At 66.4% G+C, this 22,952-nt stretch carries 20 protein-coding genes, 1 pseudogene and 1 riboswitch; of the genes and pseudogenes, 11 read left to right on the top strand and 10 right to left on the bottom strand.

Features of this window, described 5'->3' with window-relative positions; genetic code table 11:
• The first annotated feature begins 59 nt into the window (after positions 1 to 59).
• The gene (tam, locus tag WI26_RS16370) at positions 60 to 845 is read left to right on the top strand and encodes a trans-aconitate 2-methyltransferase (protein ID WP_069226532.1); all 786 of its coding nucleotides are present in this window, start codon (positions 60 to 62) and stop codon (positions 843 to 845) included.
• A gap of 36 nt (positions 846 to 881) precedes the next feature.
• On the opposite strand, the gene WI26_RS16375 is transcribed toward tam, so the two are convergent.
• Complete coding sequence (locus WI26_RS16375; RefSeq protein WP_059464986.1) at positions 882 to 1,472, bottom strand: GNAT family N-acetyltransferase; 591 nt, start codon at positions 1,470 to 1,472, stop codon at positions 882 to 884.
• A gap of 195 nt (positions 1,473 to 1,667) precedes the next feature.
• A complete protein-coding gene (locus tag WI26_RS32240) occupies positions 1,668 to 2,168 on the bottom strand; it encodes a hypothetical protein (RefSeq protein ID WP_155768783.1) in 501 nt (166 codons plus the stop codon).
• 328 nt (positions 2,169 to 2,496) lie between these two features.
• Between WI26_RS32240 and WI26_RS16385 the strand changes: the two genes are divergently transcribed.
• Complete coding sequence (locus tag WI26_RS16385) at positions 2,497 to 3,309, top strand: class I SAM-dependent methyltransferase (RefSeq protein WP_059464988.1); 813 nt, start codon at positions 2,497 to 2,499, stop codon at positions 3,307 to 3,309.
• A 132-nt stretch (positions 3,310 to 3,441) separates the two neighbouring features.
• A complete protein-coding gene (locus WI26_RS16390) occupies positions 3,442 to 3,846 on the top strand; it encodes a nuclear transport factor 2 family protein (RefSeq protein ID WP_069226534.1) in 405 nt (134 codons plus the stop codon).
• A gap of 72 nt (positions 3,847 to 3,918) precedes the next feature.
• On the opposite strand, the gene WI26_RS16395 is transcribed toward WI26_RS16390, so the two are convergent.
• From WI26_RS16395 to WI26_RS16405, 3 genes are all read right to left on the bottom strand, one after another.
• Complete coding sequence (locus WI26_RS16395; RefSeq protein WP_069226535.1) at positions 3,919 to 5,400, bottom strand: aldehyde dehydrogenase family protein; 1,482 nt, start codon at positions 5,398 to 5,400, stop codon at positions 3,919 to 3,921.
• Positions 5,401 to 5,422: 22 nt separating this feature from the next.
• Positions 5,423 to 6,373, bottom strand: a complete 951-nt coding sequence (gene speB, locus WI26_RS16400) for an agmatinase (protein WP_069226536.1) — start codon at positions 6,371 to 6,373, stop codon at positions 5,423 to 5,425.
• Between the two features lie 139 nt (positions 6,374 to 6,512).
• Positions 6,513 to 7,430, bottom strand: coding sequence for a helix-turn-helix transcriptional regulator (locus WI26_RS16405; RefSeq protein ID WP_069226537.1), 918 nt, complete (start codon positions 7,428 to 7,430; stop codon positions 6,513 to 6,515).
• 195 nt (positions 7,431 to 7,625) lie between these two features.
• Here WI26_RS16405 and WI26_RS16410 point away from each other — a divergent pair, with 195 nt between their 5' ends.
• The 3 genes from WI26_RS16410 (at position 7,626) to WI26_RS16425 (ending at position 10,727) form a co-directional block, all read left to right on the top strand.
• Positions 7,626 to 7,970: a cupin domain-containing protein gene (locus WI26_RS16410; protein WP_059447616.1), complete on the top strand. Its 345-nt coding sequence runs from the start codon at positions 7,626 to 7,628 to the stop codon at positions 7,968 to 7,970.
• Between the two features lie 240 nt (positions 7,971 to 8,210).
• Complete coding sequence (locus tag WI26_RS16420; protein ID WP_069226539.1) at positions 8,211 to 9,671, top strand: NAD(P)/FAD-dependent oxidoreductase; 1,461 nt, start codon at positions 8,211 to 8,213, stop codon at positions 9,669 to 9,671.
• Between the two features lie 135 nt (positions 9,672 to 9,806).
• Entirely contained in the window at positions 9,807 to 10,727 is a 921-nt protein-coding gene (locus WI26_RS16425; RefSeq protein ID WP_069226540.1) for a LysR family transcriptional regulator, read from the top strand.
• A gap of 12 nt (positions 10,728 to 10,739) precedes the next feature.
• On the opposite strand, the gene WI26_RS16430 is transcribed toward WI26_RS16425, so the two are convergent.
• From WI26_RS16430 to WI26_RS16445, 4 genes and pseudogenes are all read right to left on the bottom strand, one after another.
• Positions 10,740 to 12,143 (bottom strand): MFS transporter, encoded by a 1,404-nt coding sequence (locus WI26_RS16430; protein WP_069226541.1) that lies wholly within the window; start codon positions 12,141 to 12,143, stop codon positions 10,740 to 10,742.
• 180 nt (positions 12,144 to 12,323) lie between these two features.
• Positions 12,324 to 12,692: a hypothetical protein gene (locus tag WI26_RS16435; RefSeq protein ID WP_059509938.1), complete on the bottom strand. Its 369-nt coding sequence runs from the start codon at positions 12,690 to 12,692 to the stop codon at positions 12,324 to 12,326.
• 21 nt (positions 12,693 to 12,713) lie between these two features.
• A pseudogene (locus WI26_RS16440) lies at positions 12,714 to 12,944 on the bottom strand (winged helix-turn-helix transcriptional regulator); the annotation flags it as partial.
• 45 nt (positions 12,945 to 12,989) lie between these two features.
• The gene (locus WI26_RS16445; RefSeq protein ID WP_059465002.1) at positions 12,990 to 14,000 is read right to left on the bottom strand and encodes a sodium:calcium antiporter; all 1,011 of its coding nucleotides are present in this window, start codon (positions 13,998 to 14,000) and stop codon (positions 12,990 to 12,992) included.
• A gap of 91 nt (positions 14,001 to 14,091) precedes the next feature.
• Positions 14,092 to 14,268, bottom strand: a riboswitch (yybP-ykoY riboswitch).
• Between the two features lie 230 nt (positions 14,269 to 14,498).
• On the opposite strand from WI26_RS16445, the gene WI26_RS16450 reads away from it, so the two are divergent.
• The 3 genes from WI26_RS16450 to WI26_RS16460 all read left to right on the top strand — a co-directional run bounded on the left by WI26_RS16450 (position 14,499) and on the right by WI26_RS16460 (position 19,442).
• Positions 14,499 to 16,310: an ExeM/NucH family extracellular endonuclease gene (locus tag WI26_RS16450; RefSeq protein ID WP_069226542.1), complete on the top strand. Its 1,812-nt coding sequence runs from the start codon at positions 14,499 to 14,501 to the stop codon at positions 16,308 to 16,310.
• A gap of 808 nt (positions 16,311 to 17,118) precedes the next feature.
• A complete protein-coding gene (locus WI26_RS16455; protein ID WP_059536084.1) occupies positions 17,119 to 18,969 on the top strand; it encodes a S10 family serine carboxypeptidase-like protein in 1,851 nt (616 codons plus the stop codon).
• Between the two features lie 44 nt (positions 18,970 to 19,013).
• The gene (locus WI26_RS16460) at positions 19,014 to 19,442 is read left to right on the top strand and encodes a 2-oxoglutarate dehydrogenase (RefSeq protein WP_069226543.1); all 429 of its coding nucleotides are present in this window, start codon (positions 19,014 to 19,016) and stop codon (positions 19,440 to 19,442) included.
• 145 nt (positions 19,443 to 19,587) lie between these two features.
• Here WI26_RS16460 and WI26_RS16465 read toward each other — a convergent pair whose 3' ends face one another.
• Positions 19,588 to 20,613 (bottom strand): helix-turn-helix domain-containing protein, encoded by a 1,026-nt coding sequence (locus WI26_RS16465; RefSeq protein WP_069226544.1) that lies wholly within the window; start codon positions 20,611 to 20,613, stop codon positions 19,588 to 19,590.
• A 259-nt stretch (positions 20,614 to 20,872) separates the two neighbouring features.
• Here WI26_RS16465 and WI26_RS16470 point away from each other — a divergent pair, with 259 nt between their 5' ends.
• Both WI26_RS16470 and WI26_RS16475 read left to right on the top strand, forming a co-directional pair.
• On the top strand, positions 20,873 to 22,120 hold the full coding sequence (locus WI26_RS16470) for a D-arabinono-1,4-lactone oxidase (RefSeq protein WP_069226545.1): 1,248 nt from the start codon (positions 20,873 to 20,875) through the stop codon (positions 22,118 to 22,120).
• Between the two features lie 33 nt (positions 22,121 to 22,153).
• Positions 22,154 to 22,933 carry an SDR family NAD(P)-dependent oxidoreductase gene (locus tag WI26_RS16475; protein ID WP_069226546.1) on the top strand — a complete coding sequence of 260 codons (780 nt, stop codon included), beginning with the start codon at positions 22,154 to 22,156 and terminating at the stop codon, positions 22,931 to 22,933.
• The last annotated feature ends 19 nt before the right edge of the window (positions 22,934 to 22,952 follow it).

The following is a 22,952-nucleotide window of genomic DNA, read 5'->3' on the forward strand; positions in this document are numbered from 1 at the left end:
GCGCTGCATCGATGGCTGTCGGTATCCCGACGCCGTCCACGCCGACCAGGAGGCATGCCGTGACGACCCCCCTCGATCAATACGCCAACCAGTACGTGCGATTCGAAGACGAACGCACGCGGCCCGTGCGCGACCTGCTGGCCGCCGTGCCGGATACGCCGATCCATACCGCGATCGACATCGGCTGCGGGCCCGGCAATTCGACTGAAGCGCTGATCGCGCGCGCGCCCGGCGCGACGGTTCGCGGGATCGACGCGTCGCCGGACATGATCGCGGCCGCGCGCAAGCGCCTGCCCACGCTGCGTTTCGATCTCGCGGACGTTTCCAGTTGGGACGATCCGGGCCGCTACGACCTGATTCTGTCGAACGCGGTGCTGCAATGGGTGCCCGCGCACGACACGCTGTTTCCGGCGCTCGTCGGCCGGCTCGCGCCGGGCGGCCATCTCGCGGTGCAGATGCCCGACAACCTCGACGAGCCTGCGCACCGGCTGATGCGCGAGGTCGCGTCGGTCGGGCCATGGGCGGACAAGCTCAAGGACGCGGCGCGCACCGAGCGGTTCGACGCACGGTATTACTACGCGCTGCTGTCGCCATCGTGCTCGCGAGTGGATGTCTGGCGCACGACTTACTACCATCCGTTGCGCGGCGGGGTCGATTCGGTCGTCGAATGGTTCAAGGGCAGCGCGCTGCGGCCGTTCCTCGCGGCGCTGAACGAAAGCGAACGCGACGCGTTCGTCGCGCGCTATCGCGACGCGCTCGCCGGGCCGCGCGGCTATCCGCTGCTCGACGACGGCACCGTGCTGCTGCCATTTCCGCGCCTGTTCATCGTCGCGACGCGCAAGTAAGGCGAAAGCGAGACCGGGCCGGCGGCTGATCTTCGGTCAGGACGGCTGCCGCATCGATTCCGGATCGACCGTCCGGCTCTTCGCGGACTGCCCGTCACGCAGATCCTTGTACCAGAAGAGGGCGACTTCCCCGTCGTTCGCGCCGTCGGCGTACAGGAAACGGTCGTGGCCGCCGACGACGAAGCCCGCGCGGGCGTACGTACAGCAGGCCGCGACGTTGTTCGCTTGCGTCTCCAGTCGCATGAAGCCGAACCCGCGGTTGCGCGCCCACGCTTCCGCGGCCGCCAGCAGGAACTGGCCGATCCCTTGCCGCCGGCAACCGCGGTCGACCGCGAGTTCCGCGATCTCGGCCATCCCGTTCCAGCTTTCGCTGATCGCGACGAATCCCGCGAGCCGCCCGCCCGCGCTCGCGCGGAACAGCGCGGTGCCGCCGGACGCCTCGCGCGCCCAGCCGGCCGGGTCGAAGCCGTAGTCCTTGCGCCGCACGGGCAGCGCGCGCAAATCGAGCAGATCCTGGTACGGCGCATTCAGCTCCCACGCGATGTCGAACGAAAAGTCGCATCCGTTCAGTTCGTCGGCGGGCAGATCGACCGCCTGTTCGATGCTGATGTGCTCGGCTCGGTCCATGTGTCGGTGTCCTGTCTTCAGCGGGATTGGCGGGTGTCCCCCCCCGGGGCGAGCGCCGCCGCCCTGCGGCGAGCCGGATCGCGCTCGTTCCTGTTTCGAATTGCTGCACACGCACAATGCTTCTGGCGCGGTTCAACGCCCGATTATGCGGGATATCGGCGGGGACGCCGCGCCTGAATCGGGTATGCAACCACGTCACACATCGGCATGGGACGCGATATAGTCAGCGATGCTTATCGAAGCGGAGATCGACTGCACCGAACCACATCGACCGGTACGCGAGCACCATTTTGAATTCGACGCAGCGGGGGCCGCCGGCGAAGCGCTTTCGCTCGATGCGATGCGGCACGCAAGAACCATGACGTGGCAGGCAGTCGACGCGATCGCGGCCTGTATCGAGCCCGGGATGCGCAATCGGAGGCCAATGCGCTGGGGTCGAGCGTGCTCGAGGAACTCGGGATGGAGCGCATCCGGCATCCGGCCATCGTCCGCTTCGGGGAAAACACGCTGCGCACGTGCAAGGCGCTCCCGGTCGCCTATCAGGTACGCGCCGGCGACGACATCCTCTTCATCGATCTCGGCGCCGTCGGGACCGCGCACGAAGGCGACGCGGGCGCGACCTTCGTTCGCGGCGACGATCCGGACATGCATGCGTGCGCGCAGGGGGCGCGCGTCATTTTCGATGAAGTCGAGCACCGCTGGCGCACCGAAGTTGCCGCATTGACCAAGACGGTGCCTCGGCGTGCAGCGTCGTCAGCATCCGCATCGGGTCGTCGAGCCGCGCGCGCATCGCACGCGCGCTCGCCCGTTCCGCGGCGGTCCGCTGTTCCGCTGTCTCGCGGCGGCTCGTGCACAGCGCAACGCCTTCGCCGCTCGCCGGTTTCAACGCCTATCATGTATCAAGCGTGTCCCGCGTTCGACATGCGCGGCCGTCCGAGGCCGCACATGTCGCGCGCAAGGGCTGGCCTGGCGTGTGCCTGACCGGACGCGCAACCGCGTCACTCGACGTTTGCAAGGGAGCGTGATGACCGATCGCGACAAGGTGTTTTCAGGCTCGATTCCCGCGTTCTACGACACGCTGATGGTTCCGCTGATCTTCGCGGAATATGCTGCCGACCTGGCGGAGCTCGTCGCCGCCTTCGCGCCTCGCTCGGTGCTTGAAACCGCCGCCGGCAGCGGCGCGGTCACGCGGGCGCTTGCGCCACGGCTCGGCCCGGGCGTGCGCTACGTGGTGACGGACCTCAACCAGCCGATGCTCGACTACGCCGTCACCAGACAGGGGGCCGGCAGCCGTATCGAATGGCGGCAGGCGGATGCGCTCGCGCTGCCGTTCGAGGACGCGTCGTTCGACGTCGTCTGCTGCCAGTTCGGCGCGATGTTCTTTCCCGACCGGGTCGCCGGCTACGGCGAGGCGCGACGCGTGCTGGGGCCGGGCGGGCGTTTCGTTTTCAGTGTCTGGGACCGTATCGAGGAAAACGCCTTCGCCGATGAAGTCACCCAGGCCGTCGCGGCGCTGTTTCCGCACGACCCGCCGCGATTTCTCGCCCGCACGCCGCACGGCTATCACGATCTCGCGCTGATTCGAGACGATCTGCGCCGCGCGGGTTTCGCCGACGTCGACATTGCGACGCGCGAGAAGGCAAGCCACGCCGCGTCGGCACGCGATGTCGCCACCGCTTATTGCCTGGGAACGCCGCTGCACGACGAAATCGTCGCTCGCGATGCCGGCTTGCTTTCGCTCGCGACGGATCGAGCAACCGCGGCCATTGCCGGACGCCATGGCAACGGGCCGGTGGTCGGGAAGATTCAGGCGCACGTCATCGTGGCGTCAGGTTAGCGCCACCGCCGATTGGTCATACGGAATTCGTGCCGCCCGATTGCCGGAGACCCTCATGGGGGCTGCGTCGCGGTTCGACCATGCTGAGATTTCGCGCCGCAACGCGTCGAACGGGCGAAGGCGGAGGGTGCGATGAGCGAACAGGACAACGTGCAACTCGTACGGCAGGCATACGCGGCGTTCGGCAGGGCCGATATCGACGGCATTCTACAGACGCTTTCCGAACGTATCGACTGGTTCATCCCGGGGCCGGCCGGCGTCGTTCCGTTCGTCGGCAGAAGACATGGGCCGCAGGAAGTCGCGGCGTTCTTCGCGGCGCCAGCGGCGGCGCAGACCGCGGAACGGTTCGAGCCGCGCGAATTCATCGCCAGCGGCAACCGGGTCGTCGTGCTCGGCACGCAACGCTGGCATGTGCATTCCACGGGCCGCACGTACGAAGACGACTGGGTGCATCTGCTCACGATCGAAAGCGGGAAGATCGCGACGTTTGTCGAGTATCACGATACCGAGGCCGAAGCGGCGGCACATCGACCGTGACGACGCCGCAATCGTGCGCGGACATCGTCACCCTCGGGAGCGTGTGTCGCATGCTTCCGCCTGCCGCCCTGATCACTCGATCGCACGCATCGCGTGGCGCAGCTCCTGGTAGCTGCGCAGGCCTGTCACGCCGAGTTCGCGGCCGATCCCGCTGAGCCCGAAACCGCCCCAGCACACGTGCGGGTAGATGAGCTGCGGTGCGTTGATCCACACGAGGCCGGCGCGCACGCGTGCCTGGAACTGCTTCGCGATTTCAGCGTCGCGCGTCACGACGGTCGCGACGAGCCCGTAGCGCGTGTCGTTCGCGAGCGCGATCGCCTCGTCGTCGTTGCGGAACGACTTGACGCACGCGACCGGGCCGAACACCTCGTCGGTCCACAGCAGGTTGTCGGCGGCCGGCTCGGCGACCACGACCGGCGCCATGAAGAAGCCGTCGCCGCCGCTGTCGGCGACGCGGCCGCTGAACGCAACGCGCGCGCCGGCCGATATGCCTTGCTCGAGCATCGCCTCGACGCGCGTGCGCTGCGCGGCCGAGATCAGCGGCCCCATCGCGACGTGTTCGGCGGAAGGCGGCGCGACGACGAGCGCGCGCACGGCCGTCTCGAACGCGGCCATGAAGCTGCGGTACAGGCTGTCGTGCACAAGGATGCGCGCGGTGGCCGAGCACATCTGGCCCGCGTTCGTGAACGCGCCGGCCACTGCCAGCGACACCGCCATGTCGAGATCGGCATCGTCGCGCACGATCAGCGACGACTTGCCGCCGAGTTCGAGCGTCACGCGCTTCATGTCTTCCGACGCGGCCTGCATGACCTTGCGGCCGGCGGCCGTGCTGCCGGTAAACGAGATCTTGTCGATCAGCGGATGCGCGGTCAGCGCCGCGCCGACTGCCGCGCCGCCGTTCACGACGTTGACGACACCGTCCGGCACGCCGGCTTCGGCGATCAGGTCGAGCAGTGCGTGCTCCGCCGGCGACGTCAGTTCCGACGGCTTCATCACGACGGTGCAGCCGGCCGCCAGCGCGGGCGCGAGCTTCCACGCGGCCGTGACCATCGGGAAGTTCCACGGCATGATCAGCGCAGCCACGCCGACCGCGTCGTGAAAGCGCTCGGCCGCGACGGCGTCGTTCGGCAGTGCTACCGGCTTGGCCGCGAACAGCGCCGGGTTCTCACACAGCTGCGCGTAGTACGCGAACGTCGCGGCAACGTCGCCGACGTCGGCGTCGGCCTCGAACGGCGGCTTGCCGCTCACCTGCATCTGCAGCGCCGCCAGGCGTTCGCGATTGGCTTCGACGCGTTCGGCAATCGCCGCGAGCAAGCGGCCGCGCTCGGCGGGCGGCGTGTCGCGCCAGCCTGCGAACGCGTCGCGTGCGGCGCGGACCGCGGCATCGACGTGCGTGGCCGTCGCGAATTCCTGCCAGCCGATCGTCTCGCCGGTCGACGCATTGAAGATCGGCGCGCCGGCTTCATCGGAGTGCGTGCGCACGGGATGGCCGGCGATGCGTGCGGCAGGCAGCACGACGGGCGAGGTGGAAGAGGAAAGATCAGCGGTGGTCATGAACGTTTTCCTGTCGATCGGGTTAGCGGCACGCGACGCCCGGCATCACGCAGAGCATCTCGAACGCGAGATTCGCGCCGACGAGCGCGGTGGTGCCGTTCGGATCGTACGGCGGCGACACTTCGACGAGATCCGCGCCGACGAGGTTCAGCCCTTTCATCCCGCGAATGATCTCGAGACCCTGCTGCACCGACAGCCCGCCGATTTCCGGCGTGCCGGTGCCGGGCGCGAACGACGGATCGAGACCGTCGATGTCGAAGCTGAGGTAGACCGGCGTGTCGCCGATGCGTTCTCGCACTTGCGCCATCAGCGGCGCGAGCGACTTGTTCCAGCATTCCTCCGCCTGCACGACGGTGAAGCCTTGCTGGCGGCACCAGTCGAAATCCTCGGCGGCGTAGCCGGTGCCGCGCAGGCCGATCTGCGTGACCTTGTCGCATTGCAGCAGGCCGTCCTCCACCGCGCGGCGGAACGGCGTGCCGTGCGCGATCTTCTCGCCGAACATCGTGTCGTTCACGTCCGCGTGCGCGTCGACGTGCACCACGGCGAGCTTGCCGTACTTTTTATGCAGTGCGCGCAGGATCGGCCATGCGATCGTGTGGTCGCCGCCGAGCGTGATCGGCCGGCAGCCGTTCGCGACGATCTCGTCATACGCCTGCTCGATGCGGCGCACCGAATCCTTCAGGTCGTAAGGGTTGGTCGCGACGTCGCCGATGTCGGCGACCTGCAGCGAATCGAACGGCGCCGCGCGCGTGGCCATGTTGTACGGGCGCAGCAGCACGGATTCGGTGCGGATCTGACGCGGGCCGAAGCGCGAACCCGAGCGGTTCGACGTGCCGAGGTCGAGCGGCACGCCGACGAAGCACACGTCGAGGCCGTCGGTCGTGTCGGCCTGCGGCAGGCGCATCATCGTGGCGATGCCGCCAAAGCGCGGCATCTCGTTGCCGCCCATCGGCTGGTTCAGTTCGCGGTGCATGGGGGCCGTCTCCTCTTTCCGATGAAAAACGATCGGCCGATGGTAGAGGAGAACGCGGACGCGAAGATCCTGAAGTCGCAACGTTTACATCGACGTCATTCGATGCGAGTGGCGCCGCCGCATCGACGCGCCGTGCCCGTCAGCCGGCGGTCGGCGTCGGGCCGGATCGGCGTGCGATCGCGGGCGGCGGCGCGTCGTCGCCGTCGTGCGTCGCGGCCGCCCGAAACGCCGGCATGGCCGAACCCCATGCGGCAAGCTCGCGCTTCGTGCGCACACCGAGCTTCGCGAACGCGCGCTTCACGTACGACTCGGCCGACGCGACCCGCACGCCCAGGATGTCGGCGGTTTCCGGCACGGTCTTGCCGGAGATCAGATGCTTGCAGGTTTCGTACTCGCGCTTCGACAGCTTCACGCCGTCGGCCGCGATCCGCGCATCGAACTGCGCGAGCGGATGCACTTCGGGCGCCGAATGCGCGACGCGCCGCGCGGCGGTGGTCGACGCGTGCAGCTCGAGCAGCGGGAACAGCACGTCGCTGATGCTGCGAAAGCGGTTCATCTCGGCGAGCGTGAACGGCGGGCGGTCACGGCCGCGTTCCAGCGCGATCGAATGCTGCGCATAGCGGGTGCCGCGCGCGAGCACGCATTCGTGGCCGATATGCACGTCGTCGAACAGCCGCTGGCGGAATTCACCGGGCGGAATCGCCGCGATGTCGCGCACGACCAGCATCGTGCCCGTTTTGCCGCGCAGCCCCGCGAACAGCGGGTCGCTGTCGAGAAAGCGCTCGTAGTAGAGCGTCATCACGTCGGAGATCTCGGCGGTCGCGGTGCCGATGCCGCTGCTGCCGATCCATTCGCAGCGGTAGCCGGTGGGCATCGTGCCGTCGACACGCGAACGTTCGACGTGCGCGACGTCGAGCGGCACCACGTCGTTCAGCAGTTGCGTGAGACGCGGCACGAAGCGCGGCGTGCCGACCGTCTCGATCAGCTCGCCCAGCGCCTTGAACGACACGTTGAAGCGTTCGGTGTCGCGGTGGAAGGGGTTCACGTTGAGCAGCATGCGGTTCCCCGGTGAAAAGCGGCGGCGATTTTAGCGTCGGAAGCCGAACGCGTCATTAGGGGGAAATACGGTACGGAGTCCTGCGGCCTCAAGCCCCGGAAAACGCGGCTTGTCCCCCCCGAAGGGGGGCATACCGGGGCAGTGTAAATGAGTAACTTTGTCTCTGCTTTTTCAATCGAGAGACGAAAGATTCAGATGACCAAACTGATCAAGGACATCCTGCCGCTCGGCGCAGGCATTGGCGAATTCACGAAGCTCGACTTCGGGATGGACGAAAGCGACTGGCGCGCGGCCGAGGGCAAGAGCGGCAGCTACCTCATCGGCTGGTGGGAAGGCAAGGTCGGCTCGGTGGAGTTTCCGGAAACGGCGGCGGACGAGGCGGTGTGGCTCGTCGAGGGCCGGATCGCGCTGACCGACGTGGAAGGCAACCGCAAGGAATTCACGCCGGGCCAGGGGTATCTGCTGCCCGCCGGTTTCGCGGGCCGCTGGGAGACGATCGAGGACGCGAAGAAGTTCTACGTGCTGCTCGAGAAGTCGTGATGCGCGCGGCCGCCGCCGTGGCGTCGTCGGATCGGCGCGGGCGTGGCGGCGGTTGCGTTTTCGATCGGCCGCAAGCGATGTCCGTCGCGCGTCTGCCGAGCGCACGCATCGCTGCTTGCGGTGTAAGTGCCGATCATCGTCATCGGCGGAACAACCGACGAGATCGGTGAAATCCGCGCATTCGGCGCGCCGCGCACGCACGGCACGCGCGGGCCGCGATCACGTGGGATGGCTGGGATCATGGAAATGGAAGTCAAAGAAACAACGCAGGCCGTACCGGCACACGCGCACGACGCGCATCGCGCGCCGGTCGCACTGAGCGCCGCCGAGGCGCTCGCGAATACGAAGCTGTTCCCGTACTGGCTGGACAACCCGGCCGCACCGGCCGCCGAGCCGGAACTCGTCGGCGACGCGACGGCCGACCTGCTGATCGTCGGCGGCGGCTTCACCGGGCTGTGGGCGGCCGTGCAGGCGAAGGAACAGATGCCGCATCTCGACGTGGTGCTGATCGAGGCCGGCAAGGTCGCGCACGGCGCATCGGGCCGCGCGGGCGGGATCATCTCGACGTCGGTGATGCACGGGCTGCCGAACGCGGTGCGCGTATTTCCGAACGACATCGCGCAGCTCGAGGCTTTCGGCCATCGCAACCTCGACGGCTTCGAGGAAACGCTGAAGCGCTACGACATCGACGCCGACATCGAGTGGAACGGCGAGATGACGGTGGCGGTCGACCCCGCGCACATCGCGCACCTGAAGGGCGACTACGACCTGCATCGCCAATACGGACACGACGTCGTGCTGCTGGATCGCGAGGCAACGCTCGAGCAACTGAATTCGCCGCTGTTCGCGGGCGCGCTGTGGTCGCGCAATCGCAGCGGCATCGTGCATCCGGCGAAGCTCGCGTGGGGGCTCAAGCGCGCGGCGCTGTCGCTTGGTGTGAAACTGTACGAACACACGCCGCTCATGACGGTGACCGACGAAGGCGCAACGGTGTACGTGAAGACGCCGAGGGGCGGCGTGCGCGCACCGCGCGTCGTGTTCGGCAGCGGCACGGCCAAGGTTGGCATTCCCGACATCAACCGCCGCGTGATGCAGGTGCGCGACCACGTGCTCGCGACCGAGCCGCTGACCGACGCGCAGCTCGCGCGGATCGGCTGGAAGAATCGCCAGGGCGTGTACGACACGCGCACGCAGCTCAACTATTTCCGGCTGACGAAGGACAACAACATCATCTTCGGCGGGCTGGTCAGCTATCACTTCGACGGCGATCCCGAGCCGCACCAGGACGGCGAGCGCGAAACCTACTACCGGCTCGCGGAGGCGTTCTATCGCACGTTCCCGCAGCTCGCCGACGTGCGCTTCTCGCACGCATGGGGCGGCCCGATCGACTACTGCTCGCGCGGCTCGGTGTTCGCGAAGCGCTATCTCGGCGACAAGGCCGTGTTCGTCGCCGGCTACACGGGTTTCGGCGTCGCGGCGAGCCGGTTCGGTGCGTTCATGGGACTGAACATCCTGTTCGATCGCGACAGCCCGGAGCGCAAGCTCGACATCGCGAACCAGAGCCCGAGCTACATCCCGCCGGAGCCGATGCGCTGGGTCGCCGCGAAGATCACGTTCCATGCGTTCGACGGCGCGGATGCCGAAGGCGGCTGGAAGCGTGCGTGGATCAACGGGATCAAGGCGATGGGCTTCCCGATGTGAGCGACGCGCGATGTCCGCGCGACGAGTATGGCGCGAGCCGTTGCCGATGGCGGCGCGCGTCCGGCAAGGTTCATCGGCGAAGACGGCCGGTGTCGCGCCGGCCCGACAACGCGCTCAGGCGCAGCGGCTCGAAGCATGTTTTCGAATACCACCGATCTCGATCTCCGGCTCATCCGGGTCTTTCTCGCCGTCGCCGACGCACGCGGCATCACGGCCGCCGAGGCCTCGCTCGGCGTGCGGCAGTCGACGATCAGCACGCAGCTGTCCGCGCTGGAAGCGCGCGTCGGTTTCAAGCTGTGCGATCGCGGCCGCGGCGGCTTTCGGCTGACGTCGAAAGGCGAACGCTTCGCGGCCACGGCACGCACGCTCGTCGCGGCAACCTCCGAGTTCGTCGCGCGCGTGCGCGACATCGACCGCAAGCTGGTCGGCACGCTGTCGATCGGCCTGATCGGGCAGGCGCCGCTCGTCGAGAACGCGCGCCTGGCCGAGGCGATCGGCGCGTTCCGCAAGCGCGACCAGGCCGTCACGTTCTCGATGAAGGTCGCGTCGCCGCAGGAACTCGAGGAAAGCCTCGTCAACAACCAGCTCGATCTCGCGATCGGGTATTTCTGGCATCGCGTGCCGGGGCTCGACTACACGCCATTGTTTACCGAGGAGCAGGTGATCTACTGCGGACGCGGGCATCCGCTGTTTCATGCGTCGCGGCCGGTGTCGGCCGACGACCTGCAGGCGCACGACTGGGTATGGCGCACCTATCCGGTGCCGGAGGAGCAGTATCCGCTGCCGGAGCGGCGCGTGACCGCGAGCGCGGACAGCATCGAGGCCGCGACGATCCTGATCCTGTCGGGCGGCCATCTCGGCTATCTGCCCGCGCATTACGCGGAGCCGTTCGAACAGCGCGGGCTCGTGAAGGCCATCGGCCGCACGACGTTCAGCTTCGACGTGCCGCTGCATCTCGCGATGAAGCGCAGCGCGAGCGACAAGCCGATCGTCGACGCGTTCTGCGAGGATCTGCTGCGCGCGTTCAACATCAAGGCGATCGCGCTGGCCGCGTAGCGCGGTACCTGCTCAGGCGTCGATGCGCTCGACCTTGCCGACCAGCAGCCCGTACGACAGGCTGCCTGCGAGCGCCATCGCGGCGATATAGGTGATCGCGTGCGAGAAGTCCGCGCCATCGACGAGCAGCCCGATCACGATCGGCGTCGCGATCGCGGCGAGGTTGCCGACGAGGTTGAACACGCCGCCCGTAAGGCCGAGCAACCGCGCGGGCGCGAGCCCCGACACGAGCGACCACGTGATCGATGCGAAGCCGTTGCCGAAGAATGCGATGGTCATGAACGCGATCACCCAGCCCGTCGACGTCACGTAGTTCGCGCCGATGATGCAGGTCGAGATCAGCAGCCCCGAGATGATCGGCAGCTTGCGCGCGAAGCCCTGCGATGCGCCGCGCCGCATCAACCAGTCCGACAGCAGGCCCGAGCACAGCACGCCGACGAACGCGGCGAGAAACGGCAGCGACGCGAGAAAGCCCGACTTGATGAAGTCCATCCCGCGATACTTGACGAGGTAGGTCGGGAACCACGTGAGGAAGAACCAAAGCGTCGAGTTCAGCGCGAACTGGCCGAGATAGATGCCCCACAGCTTGCGCCGGCCGAGCACGACGCCGAGGTCGCGCCACGTCGACGGCGTGCGTTCGCTGCGCGCGGCGATGCGGTCCTCGAGATCGACGAGGCCGCCACCGTCGCGGATCGACGCGATCTCGGCCGCGTTGACGCCGCGAAACGCGCGCGGCTCGCGATACACCGCGTACCAGACCGCGGCCCATGCGATGCCCGCGAGTCCGGTCGCGACGAACACCATGTGCCAACCGAGATGCACCTGCAGCCACGCGAGCACGGGCGTAAGGAACGCGAGGCCGACGAACTGCCCCGACGTGTAGCCGCCGATTGCGCTGGCGCGCTCGCGAGTCGGGAACCACGTCGTAACCACGCGGTTGTTGATCGGATAGGCAGGCGCTTCAAGTGCGCCCACAGCGAGGCGCAGCACGATCAGTCCGACGAACGATCCGGCGAAGCCGAGCAATACCGTCGCGGCCGACCACAGAGCAAGCGCGCTCGCATACAGCACGCGCGGCGACACCTTGTCGACGAGCCAGCCGCCGGGGATCTGCATCAGCGCATAGGTCCAGCCGAATGCGGAGAACACAAGGCCCGCGCGGACCGGATCGATGTTCAGTTCCTTGAACAGCGCCGGCGCGGCGATCGACAGGTTGCTGCGGTCGAGATAGTTGATCACGACCGTGACGAACAGCAGCGCGAGGATGATCAGGCGCTTGCGGCTCGGCGGCTCGGCGACGGCGGCAGCCGCGGGCGCGGCCCTGCGGGCGGCGGAATCGGGTGCTGTGTCGGCATGCGTGTGCGATTGCGATTGCGCCGACGGGTTGGCATGCGTGCGCGACGCGGAATGGGCCACGGTCGTCTCCTGAGTTCTGTGTCGGCCGTCGCACGCATGGCGGGGCGGGGCCGTATCCAATGGCATTGGCGAACGTTAGAACCGTGGAGCAAAGCGCGTCAACATTTGGGCAGGCATCCCTATTAATGGGACGTTGCGTGCTCAATATGTGGACATGTCATGAGCGGAGGGCAGGCCGGGTTACGCGCTTGCGCTGTCGTCGCGATATCCGCTCTTGCCATCGAAGATTTCCTTGAGCGCGGCACGCAGCACGACCGGATCATGCTCGCCGGGCGCGAGATGAATCACGTAATGCGTGTGGCCGTCGAGACGCGCGGCGGTGCGCTCATCGAGTTCGACTTCGATTGTGTCGCCCGTGAGGCGCACCGTCAGATCCTTCACGTGCGCGGTGAGCTGGTCGAGCACCATCACCTCGATCGATGTTTCTTCCGGAAAGCGCAGCAGCGAGAAGCAATAGTTCTGCTCCGCGTCGTGGCAATAGATGTTCGCGCAGCTTTCGTCGTCGTCGATATCGGACGTTGCCGCACCGACGGTGGCATGGAGTTCCATGATGTTTTTCTCGATGTGGGGTTATCGGGCCAGCGCGGTTTCCGCTTCGACCTCGCCGTGCGCATCGCGCGCCTTCAGCCACAACCCGAATGCGCGCATGACTTCGACGACAGGCCGCAGCCGGTCGCCGTCCGCAGTCAGATCGTACTCGACGCGCACCGGCACTTCCGGATACACGGTGCGGCGCACGAAGCCGGCATCCTCGAGCGCGCGCAGATCGAGCGTCAGCATCCGCTGTGAGATGCGCGGCAGGCCAACGCTCGGCTCGACGCGTCCTGATCGAAGCGCGCCGAGCTTTCAGCGCGTCAGCGTCACGAACAGATAGCCGACATATCCGGCCCCGTTCGCCAGCAACGCCCAGATCGCGAGCCCGCGCGCACGCGCATTGACGCGCAGCCACACCGCCGCCGCGAGCGTGATGACCACGCCGGTCAGCACTTCGGGGCGCGGCTCCCATGGCGTCAGCATGATGCCGATCGCCGGCAGCAGCGTGCCCTGGAACACCATCGCGCCGGTGATGTTGCCGAACGCGAGCGTGTCCTTCTTGCGGCGGATCCACAGCACGCTGTTGACCTTTTCCGGCAACTCCGTCGCGATCGGCACGATGATGAGCGACAGCAGCAGCGCGGAGATGCCGAGCAGATGCGACACGCCCTCGACGCCGTGAATGAAGCCCTTCGCGCCGCCGACGAGCAGCGCGACACCGAGCGCGAGTTGCAGCGCGATGGTCGCGAGGTTGGTCGGCAGCCCGACACGCGACAGGAACATCGCGTGCGGCGCCTCGGTGCCGTGCCCGGCATCGACGAGCTGCGTCGATGCGCGGAACGTCATCACGACGTACATCACGTAGACGCCGACCAGCATCGCGGCGAGGAGCGCGCGCACCGCCCACACATGATGCGGAACGAACATCGCGACGGTGGCGAGCGTGAATGCGGCGATGAAGTAGTTCAGGTCGCGCACGAAGCCGGTGCGCTCGGGTGCGATCGTGCCGGTGAGTCCGCGCGAGCGGATCACGGCGAGCGTCATCAGGAATGTCGTCAGCGTCGCGAGCATCAGCGGCGCGCCCAGAATCGCGCCGACGCCGATTTCCTCGTTGACCGCCGCGTTCGACGTGCCGCCCGCGAGCGCGAGCAGCGGCACCATCGTTTCGGGCAGCGCGGTGCCGACGGCGGCGAACAGCGACCCCGTCACGCCTTCCGAAATCTTCAGCCGTTCGCCGAGATGTTCGAGCGCGTTCGTGAAGAGTTCGGCGGCGACCAGGATGACGATCAGCATGAACGCCAGTTCGACGAGCATCAACGTCATGCGGCACCTCCGCAGGCAGGCACGCGGGCGGTGGCGGAACGAATGCAGCGAATGAAATGCAGGGAGAAAGCTGAAAGGAACATGGGGACTCCGTGGTCGGACGTGGACGAACCATGACGCATCTGCCGACGTCCGACCAGGAACGACGCGATGCGTCGATGGTCTCGCCAGACCGATTCGGCCGAACGCGCCACGGCAGCAGGCCGAGTGTGTTGACGCGTTCGCTTTCCGGGGGATGGAAAGCAGGCTACTCCCCAAAGACGAGGGGCAGTCTAGCCGAGAGGAATGCTTTCGGCAAGCATGCATGTGTGCCGCCTCGCTGTCGCGCGTTGCGACTGCCGTACTCCGCTCCGTGGCGCCGCGCGCGCATGCGCACCCGCGTGCATGGCGGCATCGGCCGGACGACGTAGAACTTACATCCATCTGTCTTTTGGTTACTAAAAACTGTCATCGAGCGCCGCTAAGCTTTCGCCACCCTCACAACCGGGATTCCCCGTCATGCGCTCGACAATCCGCCTGTTTGCCCCGCTATTGCTGCTGCCCACGCTTGCCGCACCCGTCTTCGCCGCCACCGCCGCTCCTGTCAGTCCGAACTGCGGCGGCAGCACGACGCCGATCGCCGACATCCAGGGGCCGGGCGCGCCGTCACCGCTCGCCGGCCAGAACGTGTCGATCGAAGCGGTCGTCACCGCCGACTTCGGCGGCACGGACGGCTTCGGCGGCTTCTTCGTCCAGCAGGCCGACGCGCAGCGCCGCAATCAGCCGGGCGTGTCCGAAGGCCTGTTCGTCTATGCGCCGAAAGTGCGCGCGAAGGCCGGCGATCTCGTGCACGTGACCGGCAAGGTCGAGGAAAAATACGGGCAGACGCAACTCACGCTGTCGGGCGCGATCGCGGTGTGCGCGAACGGCCAGACGGTCACGCCCGCGACCCTCACGCTGCCGGTCGACAGCCCGAACGCATTCGCCGCGTACGAAGGGATGCGCGTGCGCCTGCCGCAAACGCTCACCGTCACCGAAAACTACGAGCTCGGCCGCTACGGCAGCGTGATGTTGAGCAACGGGCGCCTGCGCACGCCGACGAGCGTGGTGCCGCCGTCGCAGGCGCAGACGCAGATCGATGCGAACGCACGCAACCGGCTGGTCCTCGACGACGGCTCGAACAAGCAGAACCCGGCGACCGTGCCGTATCCGGCGCCGGAACTGTCGGCCGCGAACACGCTGCGCTCGGGCTACACAGTGCGCGACGTCGAAGGCGTGCTCGAGGTGCGCTATGGCGCATGGCGCGTGCAGCCGCTGCCGGGTGCGGCCGCGCCGACGTTCGACACGCGTTCGAATCCGCGTACCAACGCCCCGGCACGCGATCCGAAATCGAACCTGCGCGTCGCGTCGTTCAACGTCCTCAACTATTTCAACGGCAACGGTCTCGGCGGCGGCTTCGATGATCCGAACAACCGCGGTGCGAAGAACTACCAGGAATTCCAGCGCCAGGAAGCGAAGATCGTCAGCGCGCTGAAGGCGCTCGACGCCGACGTGATCGGCCTGATGGAAATCCAGAACAACGGCTACGGCGAACTGAGCGCGGTGCGCCAGCTTGCCGCGAAGCTCGGCAGCAACTGGCGCGTTGTCGATCCGGGCACGTCGCGCCTGGGCGGCGACGCGATCGCCGTCGCGATGATCTACGACAGCCGCGCGGTCGAACCCGTCGGCCGCGCGTCGACGCTCGCGATCGACGACAAGAGCCGTCAGCCGCTCGCGCAGTCGTTCCGCCGGATCGGCGGCAAGCAGGCACTGACGATCGCGGTCAACCACCTGAAGTCGAAAAACTGCCCGGACGCGGCGAACGACGACCTCGACCAGGGCGACGGCCAGGGCTGCTGGAACCCGACGCGCACGCGCGCGGCCGCGAAGCTGGCCGACTGGCTCGCCGGCACGCCGACGGGTGTCGCGGGGCAGGGCACGCTGCTGATCGGCGACTTCAACAGCTACACGTATGAAGACCCGATCCGCCTGCTCGAATCGCGCGGCTACCGCAACCTCGTGTCGCGCTGGATCGGCGCCAACGCGTACAGCTACGTGTACAACGGCGAAGCCGGCTACCTCGATCATGCGCTCGCGTCGCTGCCGCTCGCGTCGCACGTGAAGGCCGTGCACGAATGGCACATCAACGCGGACGAGCCGCTCGCGCTGCAGTACACGCTCGCGTACAAGTCGGCCGAGCAGCAGAAGACCTTCTATGCGCCGGATGCGTATCGTTCGTCGGATCACGATCCGGTGCTGATCGATATCGCGCTGCCGGGCGGCGGGCGCTGATTGCTGAATCGAATCCATGCATGACGGCGTGCGGCGTCGCCGCGCGTCGTCGCCCGGGCGGTGGCGCCGCCGCTCGCGCGGTCTCCCTCCCTCGGCCGTCACGAGCCCGATTCGGGAACGCTCCAATCCGATCCGGAATGCGCGACGCGAATGATCGCGTCTCCAGTGCGAATACCCGCGTATTACGCATCAATACTGTTCGGCGTATTCGTGGTTTCATTCGGGCATCGAGTAAATAATTCCGTCGTGTGTCCCGGAAATAAATTGAATCGGTATTTTGTGGGTGATGTCTGTCTTTATTCAATGAATCGCGTCAATCGGCCCGGGATAATTAAAATGAAAGAATAATCCTATCGATTTGAAGGGCTTTCGCACGCGCTGCCTGTATTGGAAAGGCGCCGCGTGAAATGCGTAAAACGGGCCGCATTTCAGCAATATTGATTCCCGGAACGTGCCAGGTTCGAACATTCGTTTTCTTTCAAATTCCAGACACTGATCGTCGTTCGCATCATAAGAGATTTTTTAATATCGGAATGATCTTTGACAACGCGGCGCAGCACCGCCTATTTTTGTGATGTCGTAAATTTTGGTAATACGATAAGTCGTCGAAACTGCAAGGGGGCGGCGTTCCCGCATCATTCTCCGCCAGCAGTTTGCTGTGTCTGTATCAAGTTCAGTGTCTCGAAGAAGTCCATTCCCCAACCGCCGTCTGCCGACCGTGCAACGCGAGTGGCGGGTATGCCTGCGCGTTTTTCGCCGGCGATGGCGGCCTGTGTGAAGCGATATCCGACCCAACACAAGGACCGAGATGAAACCAGACAGAAGCAGTACCGGCAGCCGGCGCGAACGTCGCGTCCGGCTGGCCGGGCTAGGCGCAGTGACGGCCGTGACGCTCGCGCTCGCGGGCTGCGGCGGCGACGATTCGTCGTCGGTGGGCGCGTCGAGCCTCGCGCAAACTACCGCCAGCCAACAGGCCAGCGCGCAAGCTGCGGCCGGCAGCCAGTCGCCGACGGCAAACCAGCCTTACGTCGACCCCGTCGCCTATTCGATGAACGCGACCGACGGCCTCGCACCCGCGCAGGTCTCGGAGAAGGCGGCAGTGATGCATTACCAGTGGAAATCCGGCGGCACGACGGTCAACTACACGACGACCACCGGCCACCTGACCGCGCAGGACGCAAACGGTAACGCGGAAGCGTCGATGTCGTACGTCGCGTACACGGCGCCGAGCACGAACGGTAAGCCGCGCCCCGTCACGTTCGTCTACAACGGCGGCCCCGGCTCGTCGTCGATCTGGTTGCGCCTCGGCTCGTTCGCACCGACGCGCGTCGCCACGCCCGATCCGCTGTTCGGCAACAACTGGCCGAACTATCCGCTCGTCGACAACGCGGAAAGCCTGATCGACACGACCGACCTCGTGTTCATCGACCCGCCTGGAACCGGGCTGTCGGAAGCCGTGCTGCCGAACACCAACCAGAAGTACTGGGGTTCGGACGCGGACGTCAACATCATGCGCGACTTCATCCAGCGCTACCTGAACGTCAACAGCCGCGGCACGTCGCCGATCTATCTGTACGGCGAATCGTACGGCACGCCGCGTACCGACATGCTCGCGCTGGCGCTCGAATCGGCCGGCGTGCATCTGACGGGGATCGTGCTGCAGTCGTCGATCCTGAACTACTTCGCCGATGCTGTGGAGGCGGTGGCGATCACGCAGTCGACTGAAGGGCTGCTGCTCGACACCGATACCGTGGCCGGCTACCTGCCCGGCTATGCGGCGGTCGCGGCGTACTTCAACCAGGTGTCGCCGGCGCCGGTCAACCAGTATCTGTATGCACTGCAGACCGAGTTGTTCACGACGCTGATCTACAACCAGTTGCAGCAGTACTCGCAATCGTGGGTGCTGAGCCAGCTCGGCATTCCGGATGCGCTCGGCACGCCGGTGTTCCCGAGCGATGCGACGCTGAAGCTGTGGTCGCTGCCGTCGAGCCTCACGCAGCAGGCGCTGCGCGGCTACTTCAACGCGAATCCGTTCGGCACGAGCCTGCTGCCCGGCACGACGATCGGCCGCTATGACGGACGCGTGTCGTTGCCGAACTCGGATCCGCGGCTGCAAGCGGACGGGGATCCGTCGGACATCCTGATCTCGCAGCCGTTCACGAACGCGCTCGCGACGCAGATGCCCGATTACCTCGGCTACACCGCGCCGAACGCGACCTACCTGCCGCTGAACGACAACATCATCCAGGTGTGGGACTTCTCGCATGACGGCCAGCCGATGCCCGACACGATCCCCGATCTGCTCGGCGCGCTGCAGCTCAATCCGAAGCTCCAGGTGCTCGCGGAGAACGGCCTTCACGATCTGGCGACGCCGTTCTTCAACACCGAGAAGCAACTCGCGCGGCTGCAGACTGTGAAGGGCCTGAACCCGAAGCTGCAGGTGAACTTCTTCCAGGGCGGACACATGACGTACCTGGATGACGTGGCGCGTCCGCAGATGAAGCGCGACCTGAAGATCTTCTATCAGGGCAGGCGGATTCCGACCGCGCTGACGCTGCGCACGCTGCCGCCGCCGTGGCCGGACGAGAACCCGGCCGGCACGCCGACCGGCAGCGTGCCGGGCGCGACGGCTGCGACGACGCTGGCGGCGGCGCCGTAAACGACGGACTCCTTGAGAAAAGGAACCCTCTATTCATCCATTGAATGCGAGTGATCATGTCCCTAATCAATTTGATGCGGCGTATGTCTCCGTTGATCGTCCTCGGTGCCGTGATGAGCAGCGCCCATGCACTGCCGCCGCAGGCGGTGGCGCCGGTGAAGCTGCCGCGCGGCGGGCACGGCGTCGACGGTCCGTTCTTTCCGTCGACCCGCGTGGCGCCGGTGCTGCCGTCGACCGGCGCCACGCTTGAGCAGCAGGCGCAGAAGCGCGTCGACGCCCGGCTCGGCGGCAACACGGTGCTGAGCAACGGCGCGGCGGTGACGAAAGCGCAGGCGCAGAGCAGCGGGCTGGGGTTCGTCGCGAAGCACTTCGACGAGATCGATGCGAAACACACCGGTCGCGTGACGATGAGCGATGTGCGGCAGTTCATCCAGCAGCGGCAAGTGCAGGCGGAGCAGGAGCAGCAGGAGTGACTGTATAGCGAGGTCGTGCGCGGGGCGGTGGCCGGTCCAGGCCGTCTCCCTGCGCGGGCGGTCTGCTTCCAACTCGCCGCGGCGCACGTTCGGCCGCGGCTTTCTTCATCAAGCCCGGTTCTTGCGCGAGCAACGCGACGCTGCGTCACGCATCGCGTGATCGAGGTTCGGCCTCCCGGTGCGCGTAACGTCGCACCGTCGCCGACGGCAACTCGCCGAACATCGCGCGGTAGTCCTGCGCGAAGCTGCTCAGGTGCCAGAAACCCCACTTCGTCGCGGCCGACGTCACGGATCCGCCGAGCCGCAGCTCGCGACGAACGTGATTCAGCCGGACCGCGCGCAGATACGCGATCGGATTCAGGTTGAGCGTGTCGTTGAACGCGTATTGCGCGGTACGCCGGCTGATGCCGAGCTGCACGCACAGTTCGGCGATCGACAGCGGACAAGTCGACGCATCCTGCAGCCGCTCCTGCACCGCGTTCACGAGCGACCAGTATTTCGTCGGTCGCGCCGGGAGGGTCTCCGCGTCGGGCGCGGGCACCGTCATCGCTTCGGAAATCGCATACAGCACGGTCCGCTCGAGCAGTTCGATGCGCTCCTGCGTCGCCACGTCGTCGATCGGCGTGCTTTTCGCCGCCGCGGCCATCGTGTGGCGCAGCAGGCCGCGCAAGCGGTCCGCGACCTGGGTCGTCATCGGGATCAGCGGCGCGAAGGTGCGCGCGCGCAGCGACGCGGCGAGCGTGCGCATGGCTTCCGTCGACAGCTTGTCGGGTTCGATCTCGACGTTCACGAGCACGTGCCTGTCGGGCGAATAGAACTCGAACACGGGCTGGCTCGAGAATACGTGCAGGCTGTCGCGCCCGCTCTTCTCGCCGCACATGCGCGCATGGCCTTCGAGCTCCAGCGGCACGGCCACCGCGATGCGGTCCGACGGCACCGCGCCCTGTTGCAGGATCACCTTGTCGAGGTCCTCGACCAGGAGCCGGATGCCGCCGAGCGACACGATGGACGACGAGCCATGAAACCGGCCGCCCGAGATCTGCGTGTAGTTGAGATCCCAACCGTCGAAGATCCGTGCCTGTTCCTCCACGTCGGTGAACGCGCAGAACGCCACCGTTCGCGCAAACGGCGGGGCACCGGAAAAATCGCTCGGATCGGCGGACGGCGTCATCGGAGTCGGGAAGGGCGGGCCGGATCGATGCATTGTAGCCGCTGCACGGACCGGTCAAAAACCCCGGCGGCCCGATTCTTCGAGCAAACCCTCGCTTGCCGAAATCCGATAGTGAAAAGCCGGCCGACGCAATACCTTTGGCACGAACGGACACAACGCAGCGCCTCGCGGCGGCGCCGCGAGGATTGCACTGCGTTGCCGGACGAATCGAACACGGCTGCCCGCGCGGTACCGGCGGCACACTTCTGGAGAGACGTCGATGGAGCTTCCACGTGGCGGATTCTGGCGGAACTGGGTAGGCAATCAATCGTGCGTCGCCGCCCACATGGCGTCGCCAAGCAGCGAGGCGGAGATCGCCGAGCTGGTGCATGCCGCGACGAGCCAGGGCAAGAACGTCCGGTGCTCGGGATCGGGGCATTCGTTCACGCCGGTCGTCGCGACGAGCGGCCTGCTGCTGTCGCTGAAGGACTACCAGGGCATCGTCGCGGTCGACGCGCAGCGCAAGCGCGTCACGGTGAAGGCCGGCACGCGGATCAACGCGGTGACGCGTCATCTGAAGGACATCGGCTTCTCGCTCGTCAACCAGGGCGACATCGACTCGCAGGCCATTGCCGGTGCGCTCGCAACCGGCACGCACGGCACGGGGACGACGTTGAGCAATCTGTCGTCGCAGGTCGTCGGGATGCGGATCGTTCGCCCCGACGGATCGATCATGGAAGTGAGCGACAGGCAGGACCTCGACCTGCTGCATGCGACGCAGGTGAACCTCGGCCTGTTCGGCGTGGTGTCGGAGCTGACGCTTCAGGTGACCGATGCGTTCTGGCTGCACGACCGCGTGTGGCGCGAGGATTTCGACGCGCTGATGGAAAAGTACGACGACCTCGCGGCCACGCACCGGCATTTCGGTTTCTTCTGGTGCCCGACGTCCGAAAGCCGCCACCTGTACTGCCTGCCCGACACCACGAAGGTATCGAACTCGAAGAAGGATTACGACGTGTGCGAAATCAAGGTGATGGACGTCACCGACGAACGCACGTTCTTCGAAGGCGAGCACGAGAAGATCGCGTACAGCGCCGAGGTCTATGCGATCCACTACGTCGCGAACTTCCACGAACTCGAATACGCCGTGCCTGCCGAACACGGCAAGGACGCGCTGCGCCGCGTGCGCGACCTGATCCTCACGAAGCATCGGGACTGCATCTTCCCGGTCGAGTACCGTTTCACGAAGGGCGATCCGGCGTGGATCAGCCCGTTCAACAATCAGGACAGCGTGACGATTTCGTGCTCGGGCGGGCCGAACGGCGTCGACTACTGGCCGTTCCTGAAGGACGTCGACGACATCCTGCGCGATTACGGTTCGCGTCCGCACTGGGGCAAGCTGCACTTCACGAACCGCGACGATGTGGATCGCTGGTTTACGAAGGCCGAAGCGTTCCGCGAACTGCGCCGCAGCGTGGACCCGGAAGGCCGTTTCCTCAACGATCATCTTCGGACGCTGTTCAGCTGAGCGGTCCGAACGAACCAGACTGGAGAACGACACATGAATGCGAAGATTGACGGGCGCCTGGCCGGCAAGGTCGCCATCGTGAGCGGCGGCGCGGGCGGATGCGGCGGCGCCGCGTCCGAACTGTTCGCCGCGCAGGGCGCGAAGGTGGCGATCATCGACCGCGACGGCGACGCCGCCGAAATGCTCGCATCGCGACTGCGCGATGCCGGCTTGCAGGCGATCGGCCTCGGCGCCGACGTGTCGAAGCAGTCGGACGTGCAGAAGGCGGTCGATGCCGCGCGCAGGCAGTACGGCAATGCGGACATTCTGTTCAATCATGCGGGCACGCTGATCGTCAAACCGTTTCTCGACATCGACGAGTCCGAATGGGACTGGTTGATGGGCGTGAACGTGAAGAGCATGTTCCTGATGACGAAGGCGGTCCTGCCGCAGATGCTGGAAAAGGGGCGCGGCAGCATCGTCTGCACGTCGTCGATCTCGGCCGTCTGCGCGACGCCCGGCGAGGTGCTGTATGACGCGACCAAGGGCGCGTGCCACATGTTCGCGCGGGCGATCGCCGTCGAATACCGCGATCGCGGCATCCGCTGCAACGCGCTGGCGCCCGGCTTCATCCGCACGCCGCACGGGATGCGCGAGCTGAAGGATCTGCAGGCGATGGGCGTGGACGCCACCGAAGCGGCTATCGCGGTGCAGCAGGGCCGGCTGTGCGAGCCGTCGGAAGTGGCCGCGGCCGCGCTGTTCCTTGCGTCCGACGAATCGAGCTTCGTCAACGGCACGCATCTGTTCGTCGACAACTGTTTCTCCGCTGTTTAGGCCCCGTAATTCGCAGGAA

It is taken from the genome of Burkholderia diffusa (assembly GCF_001718315.1).
Lineage (GTDB): Bacteria > Pseudomonadota > Gammaproteobacteria > Burkholderiales > Burkholderiaceae > Burkholderia > Burkholderia diffusa_B.

Bases quoted from the DNA above. Each gene is read 5' to 3' on its own strand.
- WI26_RS16460 (WP_069226543.1), top strand. From the start codon at position 19,014: ATGCGAGTGATCATGTCCCTAATCAATTTGATGCGGCGTATGTCTCCG.
- WI26_RS16465 (WP_069226544.1), bottom strand. From the start codon at position 20,613: ATGACGCCGTCCGCCGATCCGAGCGATTTTTCCGGTGCCCCGCCGTTT.
- WI26_RS16410 (WP_059447616.1), top strand. From the start codon at position 7,626: ATGACCAAACTGATCAAGGACATCCTGCCGCTCGGCGCAGGCATTGGC.
- WI26_RS16450 (WP_069226542.1), top strand. From the start codon at position 14,499: ATGCGCTCGACAATCCGCCTGTTTGCCCCGCTATTGCTGCTGCCCACG.
- WI26_RS16420 (WP_069226539.1), top strand. From the start codon at position 8,211: ATGGAAATGGAAGTCAAAGAAACAACGCAGGCCGTACCGGCACACGCG.
- WI26_RS16455 (WP_059536084.1), top strand. From the start codon at position 17,119: ATGAAACCAGACAGAAGCAGTACCGGCAGCCGGCGCGAACGTCGCGTC.
- WI26_RS16395 (WP_069226535.1), bottom strand. From the start codon at position 5,400: ATGACCACCGCTGATCTTTCCTCTTCCACCTCGCCCGTCGTGCTGCCT.
- WI26_RS16425 (WP_069226540.1), top strand. From the start codon at position 9,807: ATGTTTTCGAATACCACCGATCTCGATCTCCGGCTCATCCGGGTCTTT.
- WI26_RS16375 (WP_059464986.1), bottom strand. From the start codon at position 1,472: ATGGACCGAGCCGAGCACATCAGCATCGAACAGGCGGTCGATCTGCCC.
- WI26_RS16445 (WP_059465002.1), bottom strand. From the start codon at position 14,000: ATGACGTTGATGCTCGTCGAACTGGCGTTCATGCTGATCGTCATCCTG.
- speB (WP_069226536.1), bottom strand. From the start codon at position 6,373: ATGCACCGCGAACTGAACCAGCCGATGGGCGGCAACGAGATGCCGCGC.
- WI26_RS16470 (WP_069226545.1), top strand. From the start codon at position 20,873: ATGGAGCTTCCACGTGGCGGATTCTGGCGGAACTGGGTAGGCAATCAA.
- WI26_RS16385 (WP_059464988.1), top strand. From the start codon at position 2,497: ATGACCGATCGCGACAAGGTGTTTTCAGGCTCGATTCCCGCGTTCTAC.
- WI26_RS16405 (WP_069226537.1), bottom strand. From the start codon at position 7,430: ATGCTGCTCAACGTGAACCCCTTCCACCGCGACACCGAACGCTTCAAC.
- WI26_RS16475 (WP_069226546.1), top strand. From the start codon at position 22,154: ATGAATGCGAAGATTGACGGGCGCCTGGCCGGCAAGGTCGCCATCGTG.
- WI26_RS16435 (WP_059509938.1), bottom strand. From the start codon at position 12,692: ATGGAACTCCATGCCACCGTCGGTGCGGCAACGTCCGATATCGACGAC.
- WI26_RS16390 (WP_069226534.1), top strand. From the start codon at position 3,442: ATGAGCGAACAGGACAACGTGCAACTCGTACGGCAGGCATACGCGGCG.